This is a genomic window from Rhodoferax sp. GW822-FHT02A01 (genome assembly GCF_038784515.1).
GTDB lineage: Bacteria > Pseudomonadota > Gammaproteobacteria > Burkholderiales > Burkholderiaceae_C > Allorhodoferax.
Genome location: NZ_CP152376.1, coordinates 1,549,828 through 1,565,533 on the forward strand (window position 1 = coordinate 1,549,828; position 15,706 = coordinate 1,565,533).

Sequence of the window (15,706 nt, forward strand, 5' to 3'; positions counted from 1 at the left end):
AAAGTGTGGGAATACGGGGTTTGTACCAGATACCCCGCCCCGCCCACTCCCGGGTTGGCCTGCTATCAGGCAGCCAGTGCGGCGTTAGCTGCGTTGGCTGCCACCGTGGCCGTCTTGATATCGGAGGTGGCAGAGGCCAGTGCCTGAGCCTTGCCCTCTTCACCCATGGCCAGACCTTCGGCACGCACGATGCGCACGTCGGTGATGCCAAAGAAGCCAAACACGGTCTGCAGATAGCTTTCCTGGTGTTCCATGGCGCGGCCGCCTTCGCTGGTGGAATACAGGCCACCACGGGTGGAAGCCACGATCACCACCTTGCCACCGGCCAGACCTTGCGGACCCTTTTCGGTGTACTTGAAGGTGCGGCCGACCTGAGCCACGCGGTCAATCCATGCCTTGAGCTGGCTGGGGATGGAGAAGTTGTAGAGCGGAGCGCCCACCACGATCACGTCGGCAGCCAGGAACTGTTGCACCAGGGCTTCAGAAACAGCGTTTTCGTGCTTTTGCACATCGGTCAGGCTGGAGCCCGCAGGCAGGCGAAAGCCCAGGGAGTCAGCCGACAGGTGGCTGGGGGCGTGGCTGGCCAGGTCCAGGTATTCCACCGTGGTGCGGGGATGGTTGGATTTCCACTCGGCCACGATTTGCGCGGTCAGTTTGCGGGAAACGGAGTTGTCAGCCAGTACGCTGGAGTCAATGTGCAAGAGTTTCATGGTGCAGGTCCTTTCAGTTTTTGGGGTCGCCGAAGCGTCTGCTGCGGCCATGGGTTGGACTTTAAAATTTCTTTAACCAAGGAGAAATAGCATTCCAATCACAGCCACATTGCTTATTCAGCAACAATCGGCATTTGAGAATCGCTATAAGTGAAGCCATGAACCACTCGCAAACTCCGTTATCCACACCGTCCGAACAACGCTCCATCAATCTGGCGCTGCAAGGCGGGGGCTCCCACGGCGCCTTTACCTGGGGCGTTCTGGACACCCTGCTGCAGGACGGGCGGCTGGACTTTGAGGGCATTAGCGGTACCAGTGCCGGTGCCATGAACGCCGTGGCTATGGCCCACGGTCTGGCGCAGGCAAAAGGCAAGTCCCAGATTGACAAGCGCGAGTCGGCGCGGGCGTCCCTGCATGATTTCTGGGAGGGTGTGATCGCCATGGGCGCCCTGCAATCCACCATTTCCAATGCCCAGCGTGTGCCGTTTGACCTGCTGTTTGGCGGCCTCTCTGCCCTGGTCGGTCATCAGTCGCCGGGTCAGATGGTGAGTGACGCCCTGACCGGTTTCTGGGCCAAGTCGTTCTCGCCCTACCAGACCAACCCGCTGGACATCAACCCGTTGCAAGACTTTCTGGAGCGGCAGATCGACTTTGAAAGGCTGGCAGCCTTTGACGAGTTGAAGGTCTTCGTGGTGGCCACCCGGGTCAGCACGGGCAAGGCAGAAGTCTTTTCCGGCAGGCGGCTCACGGCCAAGGCTGTCATGGCGTCAGCCTGCCTGCCCACGGTTTTCCGGGCGGTGGAGATCGAAGGCGAGGACTTCTGGGATGGCGGCTACTCCGGCAACCCTGCCATCCACCCGCTGGTGTATGAATGCAAGAGCTCCGACGTGTTGCTGGTGCAGATCAACCCGCTGCGACGCAATGTGCTGCCCACCAGTTCGGTCGATATCCTGGACCGCCTCAACGAAATCACCTTCAATTCGGCTCTGATTGCCGAAATGCGCGCCATCGATTTCGTCAAGCGCCTGCTCGCCGAAGGCAAGCTGGACCCCAAGCGCTACAAGAACGTGCTGATGCACCGCATCGACGGGGGCCATGAGCTGGACGCTTACCCAGCGTCCACCAAATCCGAAACCGGTGCCGACCTGATCTACAAGCTGCGTGACCTGGGGCAGCGGTGCGCCAGCCATTGGCTGGAGCGCAAACTGGTGCACGTGGGGGTTGCCTCCAGCATCGACATCGCACGTGACTACCTGGACGACCTGCGGGTGCCGGTCCAGGAGGATGACAAATAGTGTGAACAGGCCCTAGCCCCGGTTGAGCCGGCCCGGGATGCCGCGTTCTGGCGGCCCCATGCGTAGTTTTACAGATGCGCATTGGCTGGCTGCGCTCCACAATCCGGCATCAACAGGCCGCCTGATTGCCTGTGAGTTCAAACCATTGGAGACAAACCATGTTCAAACGCCTCACTCTGGGCCTGCTGGCCTGTGCAACCCTTGGCAGCATGTCCGCGCACGCGGCCGATGACGTCATCCGCCTGGGCAACCTCAAGCTGGCGCATTTCGCCGCTGTTTCGTACATCAAGGAAATCGCGCCCAAGTGCGGCATCAAGGTGGAAGAAAGTACCTTTGCCAAGGGGCCGGACATCATGCAGGCCATCATTGCCGGCGAGCTGGACGTGGGTGCTACGGCTTCCGAGGCGGCCATTTCCGGCCGCGCCAAGGGTGTGCCGGTCTATGTGGTGGCCGGCTTTGCCAAGGGCGGTGCACGTCTGGTGGCGCGTCCGGATGCGGGCATCAAATCGGTCAAGGATCTCAAGGGCAAGAAGGTCGGTGTGACCCGCGGCAGCATCCAGGAGCTGCTGTTGGCAGTGGAGCTGGGCCAGAACGGATTGACCGCCTCGGACGCGCCCGGCAAGGACGTACAGCTCATCTATCTTTCCTACCCCGATCTGAACGCCGCGCTGCTGGGCAAGAACCTGGACGCCATCATGCAGACTGAGCCCCAGTCTTCGCAGGCGCTCAACAAGAACTTTGGCGTGGAGGTGATCAAGCCTTACGACACCCCGATTGGCGAGCCCGTGCGTACCCTGGTGATGAGCGAGAAGTTCTACAAGGAACACCGCCCCACGGCCGAGAAGTTCATGCGTTGCTTTGTGGAGGCCACCAAGACCTTCATCGACAGCAAGGCCACGGCTGAAAAATACGTCACGCAAACTGTGTTCAAAGGCCAGATCACCAAGGACGATTTCAACGACGCCATCGACAACTCGCCCTACACCTTTGACATCACGCCCGAGCACATCCAGATTTCCACCGACCTGATGGCCAAGTACGGCATCGGCAAGATGGAAAAGCCACCTGTGGCCAAGGACTGGGTCAAGACCGATCTGCTGGAAGCTGCCAAGAAGTCCCTGGGAGTGAAGTAAGCCGCCATGAGCACTTCAGCAAGCAAAACATTCAAATGGCGCGAGATAGGCGCCGGTTTGATCGTCCCCATCGTGCTGATTGCCATCTGGCAAACCGCTTCTTCCATGGGCTGGGCCAATGAGCACGTGCTGCCCTCACCTTGGGCTGTGGTGACCCGTTGGGTGGCCTATTTGCTGCCGGCCAAGCCGTTTGCGGAAGTGGGTGGCAGCTGGCTGGCATGGGCCGTGTCGGGCGAACTGATTGTGGACGCCCTGGGCAGCATGTACCGGGTGGTTGTGGGCTTTCTGGTCGGCGCCGCACTGGCGCTGCCGCTGGGCCTGGTCATGGGCGCGAGCCCGCGGGTGTATGCCTGGTTGAACCCGCTGGCGCAGGTACTGCGGCCCATTCCGCCCATTGCCTACATTCCGCTGGCCATTCTGTGGTTTGGTCTGGGCAATCCGCCGGCCATTTTTCTGATCTCCATCGGCGCATTCTTCCCGGTGCTGATCAACACCATCGCCGGCGTGCGCCACGTGGACGGCATCTACCTGCGTGCCGCGCGCAATCTGGGTGCCAATCAGCGCACCATGTTCCTGCGTGTCATCCTGCCAGCGGCGGTGCCCTACATCCTCTCGGGTGTGCGCATCGGCATCGGTACTGCGTTCATCGTGGTGATCGTCTCCGAGATGATCGCGGTGAACAACGGCCTGGGCTTTCGCATTCTGGAGGCGCGCGAGTACTTCTGGTCCGACAAGATCATCGCCGGCATGATCACCATCGGCATGCTGGGGCTGGCCATTGACATCGGCGTCAATCGCCTGAACAACTATTTGCTGCGCTGGCACCGCGGTCTGGAGCACTGAGATGAGCGCAACCCATATTGCCGTGAACGGCGTCAACAAGATCTTCAGCACTGCGGACCGTGAAGTGGTGGCGCTCAAGGACATCCAGCTCGACATTCCACAAGGCCAGTTCGTCTGCCTGCTAGGGCCTTCAGGTTGCGGCAAGTCCACGCTGCTCAATGCCATTGCGGGCTTCTCGTTGCCCAGCAGCGGAACCATTACCGCCGATGGCGCCGTCGTGACCGGGCCCGGACCCGACCGCGGCATGGTGTTCCAGGAGTACGCCCTGTTCCCCTGGATGACCGTGGAAAAGAACATCGCTTTCGGTCTGGAGATCAAGGGCGTGGGCGCCCAGCAGATCCAGGAGACGGTACAGGCGCTACTAGCCAAGCTGGGCCTGTCGGACTTTCGCACGCGCTACCCCAAGGACCTCTCGGGCGGCATGCGCCAGCGCGTGGCGATTGCCCGCATACTGGCGCTGGACTCGCCCATCATGCTGATGGACGAACCCTTCGGTGCGCTCGACGCACTGACCCGGCGCAACTTGCAGGATGAGCTGCTGCGCATCTGGGCCGAGCTGGGCAAGACCGTGATCTTCGTGACCCACAGCATCGAAGAAGCCATCTACCTGGCCGACCGCATCGTGGTGATGACCTACCGACCCGGCACCGTCAAGCGCGACATGCTGGTGGACCTGCCGCGCCTGCGCGACCCGGCCTCTGCGCCCTTCAACGCACTCAAGCGAGAGCTGGGCCAGCTGGTGATGGAAGAGCAGCAGCGTCACCACAATGCTGAGCTGGTTGCAGCCGTGGACTGAGCATGGACCGCGAACCGCGCATTCCTTCCGTTCCCGACGAGCAGTTGGGTCCGGCCGAGGTGGTGCAGGCCATCCGCAAGCGGCGCGGCGGCACGCTGCTCAATCTGGACCGCATGCTGCTCAACAGCCCGGCGTTCGCGGTGGGCTGGAACACCTTTCTCGGAGCTGTGCGCAATGCGCTCACGCTGGATCCCAAGCTGCGTGAACTCGCCATCTGCGCGGTGGCGGTCATCAACCGCGCCGAGTATGAGTGGCTGCAGCATGCGCCGGAGTTTCTGGCGGCGGGCGGCACCCAGGAGCAACTGGAGTCTCTGCGCGATGTCGAGGCGGCGAGCTGGGACATGATGCACTTCAATGCCATCGAGCGCGCTGTGCTGGAATTGAGCTTGGAGATGTGCAGGCAGGTGCAGGTGAGCGACGACTGCTTTGAACGGGTACGTCAGCGTCTGGGCTCGACGCAGCAGCTGGTGGAACTGGTGGGCGTAATTGCCAGCTACAACATGGTGTCGCGCTTCCTGGAGGCCCTGCAGGTGCAGCCGGAGTAGTTACCGACCCCGTGCGTGGGGCGTTACTTGTGGTGCGGCAGTCGTGCAGGTGCGTCCAAAGGCGCTTAGCCTATGGGAGAGCCATCATTGGCCAGCGTCTCCAGAATCGGGCAGTCGGGCCGGTCATCACCATGGCAGCACTGCACCAGCTTTTCCAGGGCGGCTTTCATGGCTAGCAGTTCGTGGGCCTTTTGCTCCAGTTCGCGGATATGCGTCTGCGCCAGTTCCTTGACCTGGCGGCTGGGCCGCTCGCGGTCCTGCCACAGACCCACCAGCTCGCGGATGACGACCAGCGAAAAGCCCAGGTCACGTGCATGGCGCACAAACTTCAGCGTGTGGACATCGGCCGGGCCGTATCGACGGTAGCCCGCATCCGACCGCAAGGCCGCGGGGATCAGCCCTGCACTTTCGTAGTGGCGAATCATCTTGGCCGATACGCCCGAGGCCTTGGCCGCCTGGCCGATGTTCAGGTAATCCATGGCATGTCCGGTGGTTGAGAGGCACAGCATCGCATATCGCCAGTGGTCCTGTGTTGAGCGGGGACAAGCGGTGAAAATATGCAGCTTGCAATATACCCCATGGGGTATAAAATGGTGCTTGCGAGTTTTTAGTCATTGAAGGTCCGTCCATGAGCAACTTTGACCACACCGGTCTGATCCAGTCCATCAACCAGAACCTGGCGCCGTTTCGCAAGGCACAGCCTGATGCCTTGCAGGCGTTCGGGCAACTGGCCCGCGCCTCCATGGCCGAAGGAGCCTTGGGTGCCAAGACCAAGGAACTCCTGGCCTTGGCCATTGGCATCACCCAGCATTGTTCGGGATGCATCGGCTTTCACGTCAAGGCGCTCCTCAAGCTGGGTTGCACCAAGCAGGAGCTGGAAGAAATGCTGGCGGTATGCGTGTACATGGGCGGCGGCCCGGCCCTGATGTACACCGCAGAGGCGCTGGCCGCCTACGACCAGATGGCAGCTGCCACCTGAATACGAACCCCACCCCCAGAAAGAACCCTATGAAAACAGCCAGTGACCTCGTCAGCGCCGCCAAGGCGCGCGTGAAGGAAGTGTCCATTGCCGATGCCGACCAGGCCATTCGCGACGCCGCCGTGCTGGTGGATGTGCGCGAGGCCGATGAGTTCGCAGCCGGCCACCTGCCCGGCGCCATCCACATCTCCCGCGGCATGCTGGAGTTCCGCTTCAGTGGCATGCCCGCACTGCAGTCACGCGACATTGCCATCGTTCTCTATTGCAAGACCAGCGGCCGCGCCGCTCTGGCTGGCGCCGCGTTGCACGAGATGGGCTATCTGAATGTGCTGAATCTGGCCGGCGGCTTCGATGCCTGGGTGGCTGCGGGCAAGCCGGTTGCCAAGCCGGTGCCCCCTTCGTACGAGTAAACGCTAGCTCTGGATGAAGCCGGTAGCCGCCAGCACCCACAGCGTGCCAAACACAAAGGGCAGCGCCTTGGCGGCCCAGTTGCCACGGTGCGCACTGCCACTCTGCGGCGTGAGGTGGCACAGGCGTTCCAGTCCGGCCTGGCGGTAGGCTGCTTCAATGGCGCGGGACGAATCCAGCGCGGCAAAGATGCTGATGCCAATCACTCCCGCAACCGCCATGCCAAACAGTGGAAAACCAAAGATCAGCCAACGGTGCTTGTCGAAGGTCAGCGTGCCGTAGGCGGTAAACAGCAAGCCCTGCGAGAGGATCAGCCACATCAACCGGTGGTTGACCAGGTTGTCCTCGTGCGTCCACTGCTCGCGTAGAGCGTGGTACAGGTCCCAGTCGGGCAGGGACGCAGGCTGCTGCAGCTGCTCTTTCACTTGGCCGTGGGCATCACAAATTCAGCGCCTTTGCCAATGCTCTCCGGCCAGCGCTGCATGATGCTCTTTTGCTTGGTGTAGAAGCGCATGCCCTCTTCGCCGTAGGCATGCATGTCGCCAAACAGGCTCTTCTTCCAGCCGCCAAAGCCGTGCCAGGCCATGGGCACGGGGATGGGCACGTTGATGCCCACCATGCCCACTTGGATGCGGCGGCTGAATTCGCGTGCCACGTTGCCGTCGCGGGTGAAGCAGGAGACACCGTTGCCGAACTCATGCGCGTTGATCAGGTTCACCGCCTGGGCCAGGTCTTTCACATGGACGCAGGACAGCACCGGGCCGAAGATCTCCTCCTTGTAGATCTTCATCTCGGGCGTGACGTTGTCAAACAGCGTGCCACCCATCCAGAAACCGTTGTCACAGCCCGCACCGGCGGCCTTGCCGCTGAAGGTACGACCGTCGTGCAAGAGCGTGGCGCCTTCCTTCACACCTTGTTCGATGTAGCCGGTAATGCGCGCGTGCGCGGCCTGTGTCACGATGGGGCCCATCTCGGCAGAGAGGTTCATGCCGTCCAGCACCTTCAGGGACTTGGTGCGCTCCAGCAGTTTGGGGATCAGGCGATCACCCACATCCCCTACCAATACGGCCACGCTGATGGCCATGCAGCGTTCGCCAGCCGAGCCATAGCCCGCGCCCACCAGGGCGTCCACGGCTTGATCAATGTCGGCATCGGGCATCACCACCATATGGTTCTTGGCACCGCCCAGGGCCTGCACGCGTTTGCCATGGCGCGCGCCGGTTTCATAGATGTGATTGGCAATCGGTGTGGAGCCCACGAAGCTGATGGCCTTCACATCGGGGTGCTCCAACAGCGCGTCCACGGCTTCCTTGTCACCCTGCACCACGTTGAACACGCCATCGGGCAGACCGGCTTGCTTGAACAGGTCGGCAATCAGCAGGCTGGGGCTGGGGTCCAGCGGACTGGGCTTCAAGACAAAGGTGTTGCCTGCGGCAATCGCCACCGGGAACATCCACATGGGCACCATCACAGGGAAGTTGAACGGCGTGATGCCGGCCACCACGCCCAAGGGCTGGCGCAGGGTCCAGTTGTCGATGCCGGTGGAAACCTGGTCGGTGAAGTCGCCCTTGAGCAGTTGCGCAATGCCGCAGGAAAACTCGACGATGTCGATGCCGCGCGAGACTTCACCCTGCGCATCGGTAAACACCTTGCCATGTTCGGCGGTGATCACGCGGGCCAGTTCGTCCTTCCGGGCATTGAGCAGCTCCAGGAACTTGAACATGATGCGCGCGCGCCGGATAGGCGGCGTGTCGGCCCAGGCGGGGAATGCCGCGTTGGCAGAGGCCACGGCAGCGGCTACGTCAGCGGCGTTACCCAGGCGCACCTGGCGTGCCACCTGCCCGGTGGCGGGGTTGTAGACGGGTTGTGTGCGTGTGCTGGTGCCCGCGGTGCGTGCACCTTGGATGTACTGCGCAACTTCGGTGGAATCGGTATAGGGTGTCATGGGGTGCTTTGGTAAAGGGTTTGCAGTGAAGGAAGTTGCGGGGAAGCCGGGCGTCAGGGAGCCAGCATCCACTCATGTGCCGGGTCGTTTTTGAACACCCAGAAGCGGTTCGGGCCCGCCATCACATTGAGGTAATACAGATCGTAGCCATGGGGTGCGACCACCGGGTGGTAGCCGCGCGGCACCATCACCACATCGTGGTTTTCCACGGCACAGGCTTCGTCCAGGCTGCGGTCATCGGTGTAGACGCGCTGGAAGGCGAAGCCTTGCGGCGGATTGAGGCGGTGGTAGTAGGTTTCCTCCAGCAGCGTCTCGGTCGGCGGCGTTTCCTGATCGTGCTTGTGCGGCGGGTAGCTGGAGCTGTGGCTGCTGGGCGTGATGACTTCCACCACCAGCAGATGGGCTGCGCGCGGGTCGTCGTGCGGCAGGATGTCGCACACATAGCGTGTGTTCGTGCCCTTGCCGCGCACGCTACGGCGCATGCTGGCCGGGTCAATCACGCTCACGCTGCGCGTGGCATCGTCACAGGGCGCGGTGCACAGGGCCACTTCGGCCAGATGGCCAGCGCCGGCCGCGTTGCGCACCACCACGGTCTTGCCGGAGGGCACGTACACGGCTGCGGGCGAGACCTCTTCGAACACCGTGGCGCGCTGGCCCAGGTTGGCAAACACCTGGCCGTCCACTTCCACATCGACGGTGCCGGTGAGCACCACCAGGCACAGTTCGCGGGTACCGGTCTGCACTGTCTCGGTTTCACCAGCAGCCAGACGCACGGCCCGAAAGCCCAGATGCGTCCAGCCCGCGCGCTCGGGCGTGACGTTGACGATTTCGCGGCCTTCTGAGGCGGCCTTGGCAAGTAGGGGACTGACCATTATTCGTTCCTTTACAGGGTGTTCTTCAAGGGCGCCCGTGGAACCGGCTTTGCCGGGCCACCGGGTGCGTCCCCCTTGGGGGAAGACGCGAAGCGGCTCAGGGGGTTACAAACTATCCACCAAGGCGCGCAGGGTGTCGTAACCCTTCTTGGCGTACTGGTAGCTGGGGGCCACGGCGGGGTCCTGCTCGGCTTCCACCACCAGCCAGCCTTCATAGCCTGCGTTCTTGAGCGTGGTGAGTGCTGCCTTGTAATCAATGCTGCCATCGCCCGGCACGGTGAAGGTGCCGTTGATCACTCCGTTCAGGAAGCTCCAGCTGTCGTTGCGGGCCTGTGCGATGACCGCGGTGCGCACGTCCTTGCAATGCACATGCACCACGCGCTTGACGTGCTTTTGCAGCAGCGCCACCGGGTCGGCTGCGCCGCCGAAGTAGGCGTGGCCGGTGTCGAACAGCAGGAACACCTTGGCAGGGTCCGTCAGCGCCATGAGCTTGTCCACATCGGCGGGTGACTCCACATAGGCGCCCATGTGGTGGTGGTAGGCCAGCTTGATGCCGTAGGTCTTGATCAGATGTTCACCGAATGCATTCAGGCGCTCGGCGTAGCCTTGCCACAAGGCTTCATTGGCAAAGGTAGGGCGCTTGGACACGGGGGTGTCGATCTGGCCCTGCACCGTGCCGGCGCACTCGCCGTACACCACGACTTTCACGCCGTTGTACTGCAGCTTGCTCATATGCGCCTTGCAGCGCTCGATCTCGGCGGCCACTGCATCGGCATTGCTCTGGCCGGGTTCCACCTCGGCCAGGAAGCCGGAGTACCAGCCCGACACGCAGCGCAGGCCGAACTCGTCGAGCTTGGCCTTCAGACCGGGGCCGTCCTTGGGAAACTTGTTGCCCAGCTCGAAGCCTTCGTAGCCGATTTCCTTGCCTTCGCGCAGCGCGGTTTCCAGCGGGGTTTCGCCGCCCAGCGAGGGCAGGTCGTCGTTCATCCACGACAGGGGGTTGATGCCGATATGTACGTTCCAGGTCATAGTGTTCTCTCAGAAAAATAGCAAAAGGTTCAGACGCGTTGGTCTTGTTTGGCGGCCGCCAATTCGGCGTGGGCAGCCTGGACTTCAGGACGGGCCGAGACTTCGGGAATGCCCACTTCCCACCAGCAGCCGCCCTCCTGGGTGGTGCGGGTGTGGGTGGTGTCGATCACCAGCACCTGGGTGCGTGTGGCGGCGCGGGCTCGGGCCATGGCGCTCTTGAGTTCGGCCACGTTTTTCACATGCACGGCGTCAGCGCCCATGGACGCCGCGTGCATGGCAAAGTCGATCTTGCTGGCTTCGCCGCCTTCGACCACGCAGTCATCCAGCAGGTTGTTGAAACGTGCGCTGCCGGTAGCGGTCTGCAGGCGCTGGATGCAGCCGTAGCCGCGGTTGTCCAGCACCACGACGATGAGCTTCTTGCCCAGCAGCAGCGAGGTGGCCAGCTCGGAGTTCGCCATCATGTAGGAGCCGTCGCCTACGAATGCAATCACCTCCTGCTGCGGCCGCGCCATCTTGACGCCCACCGCACCTGCAATTTCGTAACCCATGCAGGAGTAGCCGTATTCCATGTGGTAGTTGCCGGGGCTGGACGCGCGCCAGAGCTTGTGCAGCTCGGCCGGCAAGGTGCCCGAGGCGCCCACGGCCACGTCATGCGTACCGCTGTTGCCACCGGCGTCATTCAGGGAGTCACGCACGGCGCCAATCACCTCGGCGTCATAGGGCAGCGTACCGGGCTCGGGCACATGCGTAGTCAGCGTGGTCACGGTCTGCACCCAGTCGGCAGCTTCACGCTTGGCGCGTTGGGTCCAGGCGGCGTCGGCGGTCCAGCCGCCCAGTGCGGATGTCAGTTGCTCCAGCCCCACGCGGGCGTCTGCCACCAGTGCGGTGCCGCTCCACTTGCCGGCATCAAACGGTTGCACGTTCAGGCTCAGCAGCCTGGCTGCGGTAAAGAGTGCGTGCGAACCGGTGGTGAAGTCCTGCAGGCGCGTGCCCACCGCGAACACCACATCGGCATCGCGCGCCAGGGCATTGGCGGCAGGGCCGCCGTCCACACCGATGGCGCCCAGGTTCAGCGGATGGTCCCATTCCAGGGCACTCTTGCCACCGTGCGACTCGACCACGGGAATGCCAAACTGCTCCGCAAATGCGCGCAGGCCGGCACTGGCCTGGCTGTAGAGCACACCACCACCGGCCACGATCAGAGGCCGCTTGGCGGACTTCAACAGCGCAGCTGCACGTCGCAATTCGTGTGCATCGGTGGGCGGGCGGCGCAGGCGTATGACTTCGGGTTCAAAGAAGCTGGCCGGGTAATCAAACGCATGGGCCTGCACGTCCTGTGGCAAGGCCAGGCAGACCGGGCCGCAGTTGGCCGGATCGGTCATGACCTGGATGGCGCGTGGCAACGCGGTCAGCAGTTGTTCGGGCCGGGTGATGCGGTCAAAGTAACGCGTGACCGGGCGGAACACGTCGTTGGCCGACACGTCACCCTGCTGGAAGTTCTCTACCTGCTGCAGCACCGGATCGGGCGCACGGGTGGCAAAGGTGTCGCCGGGCAGCAGCAGCACCGGAATGCGGTTCACGTGGGCCACCGCCGCTGCCGTCACCATGTTGGTGGCGCCCGGGCCAATGCTGGTGCTCACCGCCATGATGCGCTGGCGCAGGTGCGCCTTGGCATAGGCTACGGCGGCATGGGCCATGCCCTGCTCGTTGTGCGCGCGGTAGGTGGGGAGCTGCGCGCGCTCGGCCCACAGGGCTTCACCAAAGGCGGCCACATTGCCGTGGCCGAAGATGGCGAACACGCCGCCGCAGTAGGGCTGGATGCTGCCGTCATCCATTTCCACGCGCAGGGCTGCCAGGTACTTGGTCAGGGCCTGCGCCATTGTCAGTCTCAGGGTCTTCATGGTGTGTCTCTGCTGTGTTTGTTCTGTAGGTCAGGCCACTGCGTGTGCCATGCTGCGGCGGTTGCGCCATGCATCCACCAGCACGGTGTAGTTGGCCGCCACCCGGTTCACGAATGTAGCGTCATCGATGTCCCCCTTGAGCCATTGCAGGGATTCCGTGGCCCACAGGCTGCGGCCCACCATGAAGCCCTTGACGATGGGGTTGGTGGCGTGCCGGAAGCTCTCCACCAGATGGGCGATGGGTTGGTTCAGGCCCAGGATCACGGCGCCGCGGCAATGCGGGTCGCGCTCGGCCACCAGTGCCTCCAGGCAACGCCAGCCTGTGGCCTGCATGGGTGCGAGCTTCCACCACTCGGGCTTGACGCCGATGTTGTAGAAGCGCTTGACGGCGCGCAGCACCGCCGCGTCTTCCTGGCCGGTCACGGTCAGGGCCTTGGGCAGGATGATTTCCAGCAGCAGCTCGTTGCCGCTCTCGCGCGTGGCTTCCCACAGCTCCAGCACCTTCTGCTCCTGCTCCAGGCGCAGGGCGTAGGCGTCGTCCGGGTGGTAGTGCACCAGGCATTTCACCACGTGCTCGGTGGGCCAGTGGATCAGTGCGCTGCCCACGGAGCGGGTGCCATCAAAGCGCAACGGGCGTGAGCCCGGCAGCTCCACCGGGCGCCCCACCCACCAGCCGCGGCCGGTGGCGCTGGCCAGCGCGTCGCGGCCATAGTCGCCACCGTCGATCAGCACGCCGGTGTGGCCCTGCATCTGGCGGCTTTCTTCCACCTGCCCAGCGGCTTGCACCAGCAGCTTCTTGAGCGCGGGAATGCGTGCATCGGAAGCACCGGCCTCACGGGCCAGGTCATAAAACTGGCTGCGATGGTCAAAGGCCATGACGCACAGCTCGTCCCATTGCGGGCGGGCAATGCTGACGCGGTGCAGGTGTGCCAGCTGCTGGTCGGCATCGACCTTGGGGTTGCGCTGGCCGCCAAACCAGTGGGCCAGCTCGGTCGGTGTGGGCATGGCGGCGGAGCAGGCGTGGCGCGACACCACGATGGCGCCGCAGGCATTGGCCACTTGGGTGGACTCGGCCCAGTCCTTGCCCTGCAGCAGGGTTGCCATCAGACCGGAGAGGAACGCATCGCCAGCGCCCAGCACGTTCAGCACCTCCACCCGTTCGCCACGGAAGGTGGGCGCGTCTTCGATGCGGTCGGGAATGGCACCTTCGATCACGCAGCAGCCCAAAGCGCCGCGCTTGACCACCAGGGTGGCCTTGGATACGGCGCGCACGGCTTTCAGGCTGGCAATGATGTCTTCGCCTGCGCCACCGGCAATGAAGAACTCTTCCTCGGTGCCCACCAGCAGCTCGAAGTGCGGCAGCATTTCCTGCAGCTGCGCCGTGACATGGGCATCGGCCACAAAGCGGTTCTCGCCTGCGCCGCGGGACGTCAGGCCCCACAGCACCGGGCGGTAGTCAATGTCCAGCACCCGCACCACGCCATGTTTGGCGGCATAGTCCAGCGCGGTCTGCGAAGCCTTGCGGGTGACCGGCGTGGACAGATGGGTGCCGGTGATGGCCAGGGCGCGGCACTTGGCGATGAAGGACTCGTCGATCTGCGCTGCGTCAATGGCCATGTCGGCACAGTTCTCGCGCACAAACAGCAGCGGAAAGGTGTCGCGGTCCTTCAGGCCCAGCAGCACCAGGGCGGTCAGGCGCTCCGGGTCCACCTGTACCTGCGACACATCGCAGCCTTCGGCCTGCAGGCTCTGCGTCAGGAAGCGGCCCATCTGCTCGTTGCCCACGCGGCTGATCATGGCGCTCTTCATGCCCAGACGGGCTACGCCGAAGGCCAGGTTGCCCGAGCTGCCACCCAGGTACTTGGCCATGCTGCGGGCATCTTCCAGGTGGCTGCCGAACTGTTGGGCATACAGGTCCACCGCCAGACGCCCCAGGCAGGCGAGGTCAATCGGACGGTTTTCAGGAAATGGGAAGGCTGGCATGTTGGATCTATCTGGTTGGCGTGAATCGGAACCCCGTGTGGATCAACAGCTTATGCCAGTTGCACGGAATTAGAAAAACTTTTCGATTCGTGGACTCTAGATTATATGGACAAAGATTTCGCTTGGGGTAATCACTTAGAAAATATTTTTCCTTTTTGGAAAATTTTCATTACAGTACAACCTGTGGTGCAAAAAAATTTCTGTTGATAGTGCGCCGCATAAAACCTGTTCGTTTTTGCTTCGAATCAAATACTCTGGAGACTCACCCATCATGAAGAAACTTATGATCGCCGCCGCCGTCGCTACCACCCTGCTGGCGCCCCTGGCCGCGCATGCGCAAAAGATCGGTCTGGCCATGGCTGAACTCGATACCTTCCTGACCATTCTCAAGAACGGAACCGTGGATGCGGGCAAGAAGGCCGGCGCTACCGTCCAGGTGGAAGATGCACAGGGCGATGTGGGCAAGCAGCTCAGCCAGATCCAGAACCTGATTGCACAAAAGGTGGATGCCATCATCGTCAACCCCGTGGATACCGATGCCACCCCCAAGATCACCAAGATGGTGACCGAAGCCAAGATCCCCTTGGTCTACGTGAACCGCAAACCGGTTGACTTTGAAAAGCTGCCGGCGGGCGTAGCCTTTGTGGCCTCCGACGAACGCGTCTCCGGCACCCTGGAAACCCAGGAAGTTTGCCGCCTGCTCAAGGGCAAGGGTGACGTTCTGGTGCTGATGGGCGATCTTTCCAACGAAGCTGCCCGTACCCGCACCAAGGACATCGAAGAAGTCATTGCCACCAAGGATTGCTCCGGCATGAAGATCGTGGACAAGCGCGAAGGCAAGTGGGACCGTACCAAGGCCCAGGACATCGTCACCAACTGGCTGTCCTCCGGCGTGAAGTTTGACGCCATCATTGCCAACAACGACGAAATGGCCATCGGTGCCATCAATGCACTCAAGGCCGGCAAGAAATGGACCCCCGCCTCCATCGTGGCCGGTGTGGATGCCACCCCGGATGCGCTGGCATCCATGAAGGTCGGCGATCTGAAGGCCACTGTTTTCCAGAACGCAGCGGGCCAAGGCGCCGGCGCCGTGGAATCTGCCCTCAAGCTGATCAAGAAGCAACCGGTTGAACGGTTTGTCAACGTGCCTTTCGAGCTGGTCACGCCGGCCAACCTGAGCAAGTACACCGGCAAAAACTAAGCGGTGGTCTCTCGCCATGCAAGCCCGCAAGGGCTTGCATGGCTGTTTGCTTTATTCAACGAGATA

Annotated in this window: 16 protein-coding genes; 8 read left to right on the forward strand and 8 right to left on the reverse strand. The window is 62.6% G+C overall.

Annotated elements, in window-relative coordinates; genetic code table 11:
- Positions 1-65: 65 nt before the first annotated feature.
- Positions 66-710: an NAD(P)H-dependent oxidoreductase gene (locus tag AAGF34_RS07330; RefSeq protein WP_342619959.1), complete on the reverse strand. Its 645-nt coding sequence runs from the start codon at positions 708-710 to the stop codon at positions 66-68.
- A 158-nt stretch (positions 711-868) separates the two neighbouring features.
- Here AAGF34_RS07330 and AAGF34_RS07335 point away from each other — a divergent pair, with 158 nt between their 5' ends.
- From AAGF34_RS07335 to AAGF34_RS07355, 5 genes are all read left to right on the forward strand, one after another.
- On the forward strand, positions 869-2,005 hold the full coding sequence (locus tag AAGF34_RS07335; RefSeq protein WP_342619960.1) for a patatin-like phospholipase family protein: 1,137 nt from the start codon (positions 869-871) through the stop codon (positions 2,003-2,005).
- A 209-nt stretch (positions 2,006-2,214) separates the two neighbouring features.
- Complete coding sequence (locus AAGF34_RS07340; protein ID WP_342621056.1) at positions 2,215-3,138, forward strand: ABC transporter substrate-binding protein; 924 nt, start codon at positions 2,215-2,217, stop codon at positions 3,136-3,138.
- Positions 3,139-3,144: 6 nt separating this feature from the next.
- Positions 3,145-3,981 (forward strand): ABC transporter permease, encoded by an 837-nt coding sequence (locus AAGF34_RS07345; RefSeq protein WP_342619961.1) that lies wholly within the window; start codon positions 3,145-3,147, stop codon positions 3,979-3,981.
- A 1-nt stretch (position 3,982) separates the two neighbouring features.
- Positions 3,983-4,777, forward strand: coding sequence for an ABC transporter ATP-binding protein (locus tag AAGF34_RS07350; RefSeq protein WP_342619962.1), 795 nt, complete (start codon positions 3,983-3,985; stop codon positions 4,775-4,777).
- A 2-nt stretch (positions 4,778-4,779) separates the two neighbouring features.
- Complete coding sequence (locus AAGF34_RS07355; RefSeq protein ID WP_342619963.1) at positions 4,780-5,322, forward strand: carboxymuconolactone decarboxylase family protein; 543 nt, start codon at positions 4,780-4,782, stop codon at positions 5,320-5,322.
- A gap of 65 nt (positions 5,323-5,387) precedes the next feature.
- On the opposite strand, the gene cueR is transcribed toward AAGF34_RS07355, so the two are convergent.
- On the reverse strand, positions 5,388-5,792 hold the full coding sequence (gene cueR / locus AAGF34_RS07360; RefSeq protein WP_342621057.1) for a Cu(I)-responsive transcriptional regulator: 405 nt from the start codon (positions 5,790-5,792) through the stop codon (positions 5,388-5,390).
- A 158-nt stretch (positions 5,793-5,950) separates the two neighbouring features.
- Here cueR and AAGF34_RS07365 point away from each other — a divergent pair, with 158 nt between their 5' ends.
- Positions 5,951-6,301 carry a carboxymuconolactone decarboxylase family protein gene (locus AAGF34_RS07365; protein WP_342619964.1) on the forward strand — a complete coding sequence of 117 codons (351 nt, stop codon included), beginning with the start codon at positions 5,951-5,953 and terminating at the stop codon, positions 6,299-6,301.
- A 29-nt stretch (positions 6,302-6,330) separates the two neighbouring features.
- Positions 6,331-6,711: a rhodanese-like domain-containing protein gene (locus tag AAGF34_RS07370; protein ID WP_342619965.1), complete on the forward strand. Its 381-nt coding sequence runs from the start codon at positions 6,331-6,333 to the stop codon at positions 6,709-6,711.
- A 3-nt stretch (positions 6,712-6,714) separates the two neighbouring features.
- On the opposite strand, the gene AAGF34_RS07375 is transcribed toward AAGF34_RS07370, so the two are convergent.
- From AAGF34_RS07375 to iolC, 6 genes are all read right to left on the reverse strand, one after another.
- Positions 6,715-7,134: a hypothetical protein gene (locus AAGF34_RS07375; protein ID WP_342619966.1), complete on the reverse strand. Its 420-nt coding sequence runs from the start codon at positions 7,132-7,134 to the stop codon at positions 6,715-6,717.
- Positions 7,131-8,654 (reverse strand): CoA-acylating methylmalonate-semialdehyde dehydrogenase, encoded by a 1,524-nt coding sequence (locus tag AAGF34_RS07380; protein WP_342619967.1) that lies wholly within the window; start codon positions 8,652-8,654, stop codon positions 7,131-7,133. Before AAGF34_RS07380 ends, AAGF34_RS07375 begins: the two co-directional genes overlap by 4 nt.
- Positions 8,655-8,707: 53 nt before the next feature.
- Positions 8,708-9,529: a 5-deoxy-glucuronate isomerase gene (gene iolB, locus AAGF34_RS07385; RefSeq protein WP_342621058.1), complete on the reverse strand. Its 822-nt coding sequence runs from the start codon at positions 9,527-9,529 to the stop codon at positions 8,708-8,710.
- A 102-nt stretch (positions 9,530-9,631) separates the two neighbouring features.
- Complete coding sequence (gene iolE / locus AAGF34_RS07390) at positions 9,632-10,555, reverse strand: myo-inosose-2 dehydratase (RefSeq protein WP_342619968.1); 924 nt, start codon at positions 10,553-10,555, stop codon at positions 9,632-9,634.
- 29 nt (positions 10,556-10,584) lie between these two features.
- A complete protein-coding gene (iolD, locus tag AAGF34_RS07395; protein ID WP_342619969.1) occupies positions 10,585-12,456 on the reverse strand; it encodes a 3D-(3,5/4)-trihydroxycyclohexane-1,2-dione acylhydrolase (decyclizing) in 1,872 nt (623 codons plus the stop codon).
- Positions 12,457-12,486: 30 nt separating this feature from the next.
- On the reverse strand, positions 12,487-14,439 hold the full coding sequence (gene iolC, locus AAGF34_RS07400) for a 5-dehydro-2-deoxygluconokinase (RefSeq protein ID WP_342619970.1): 1,953 nt from the start codon (positions 14,437-14,439) through the stop codon (positions 12,487-12,489).
- Between the two features lie 271 nt (positions 14,440-14,710).
- On the opposite strand from iolC, the gene AAGF34_RS07405 reads away from it, so the two are divergent.
- The gene (locus AAGF34_RS07405; protein WP_342619971.1) at positions 14,711-15,640 is read left to right on the forward strand and encodes a sugar ABC transporter substrate-binding protein; all 930 of its coding nucleotides are present in this window, start codon (positions 14,711-14,713) and stop codon (positions 15,638-15,640) included.
- The last annotated feature ends 66 nt before the right edge of the window (positions 15,641-15,706 follow it).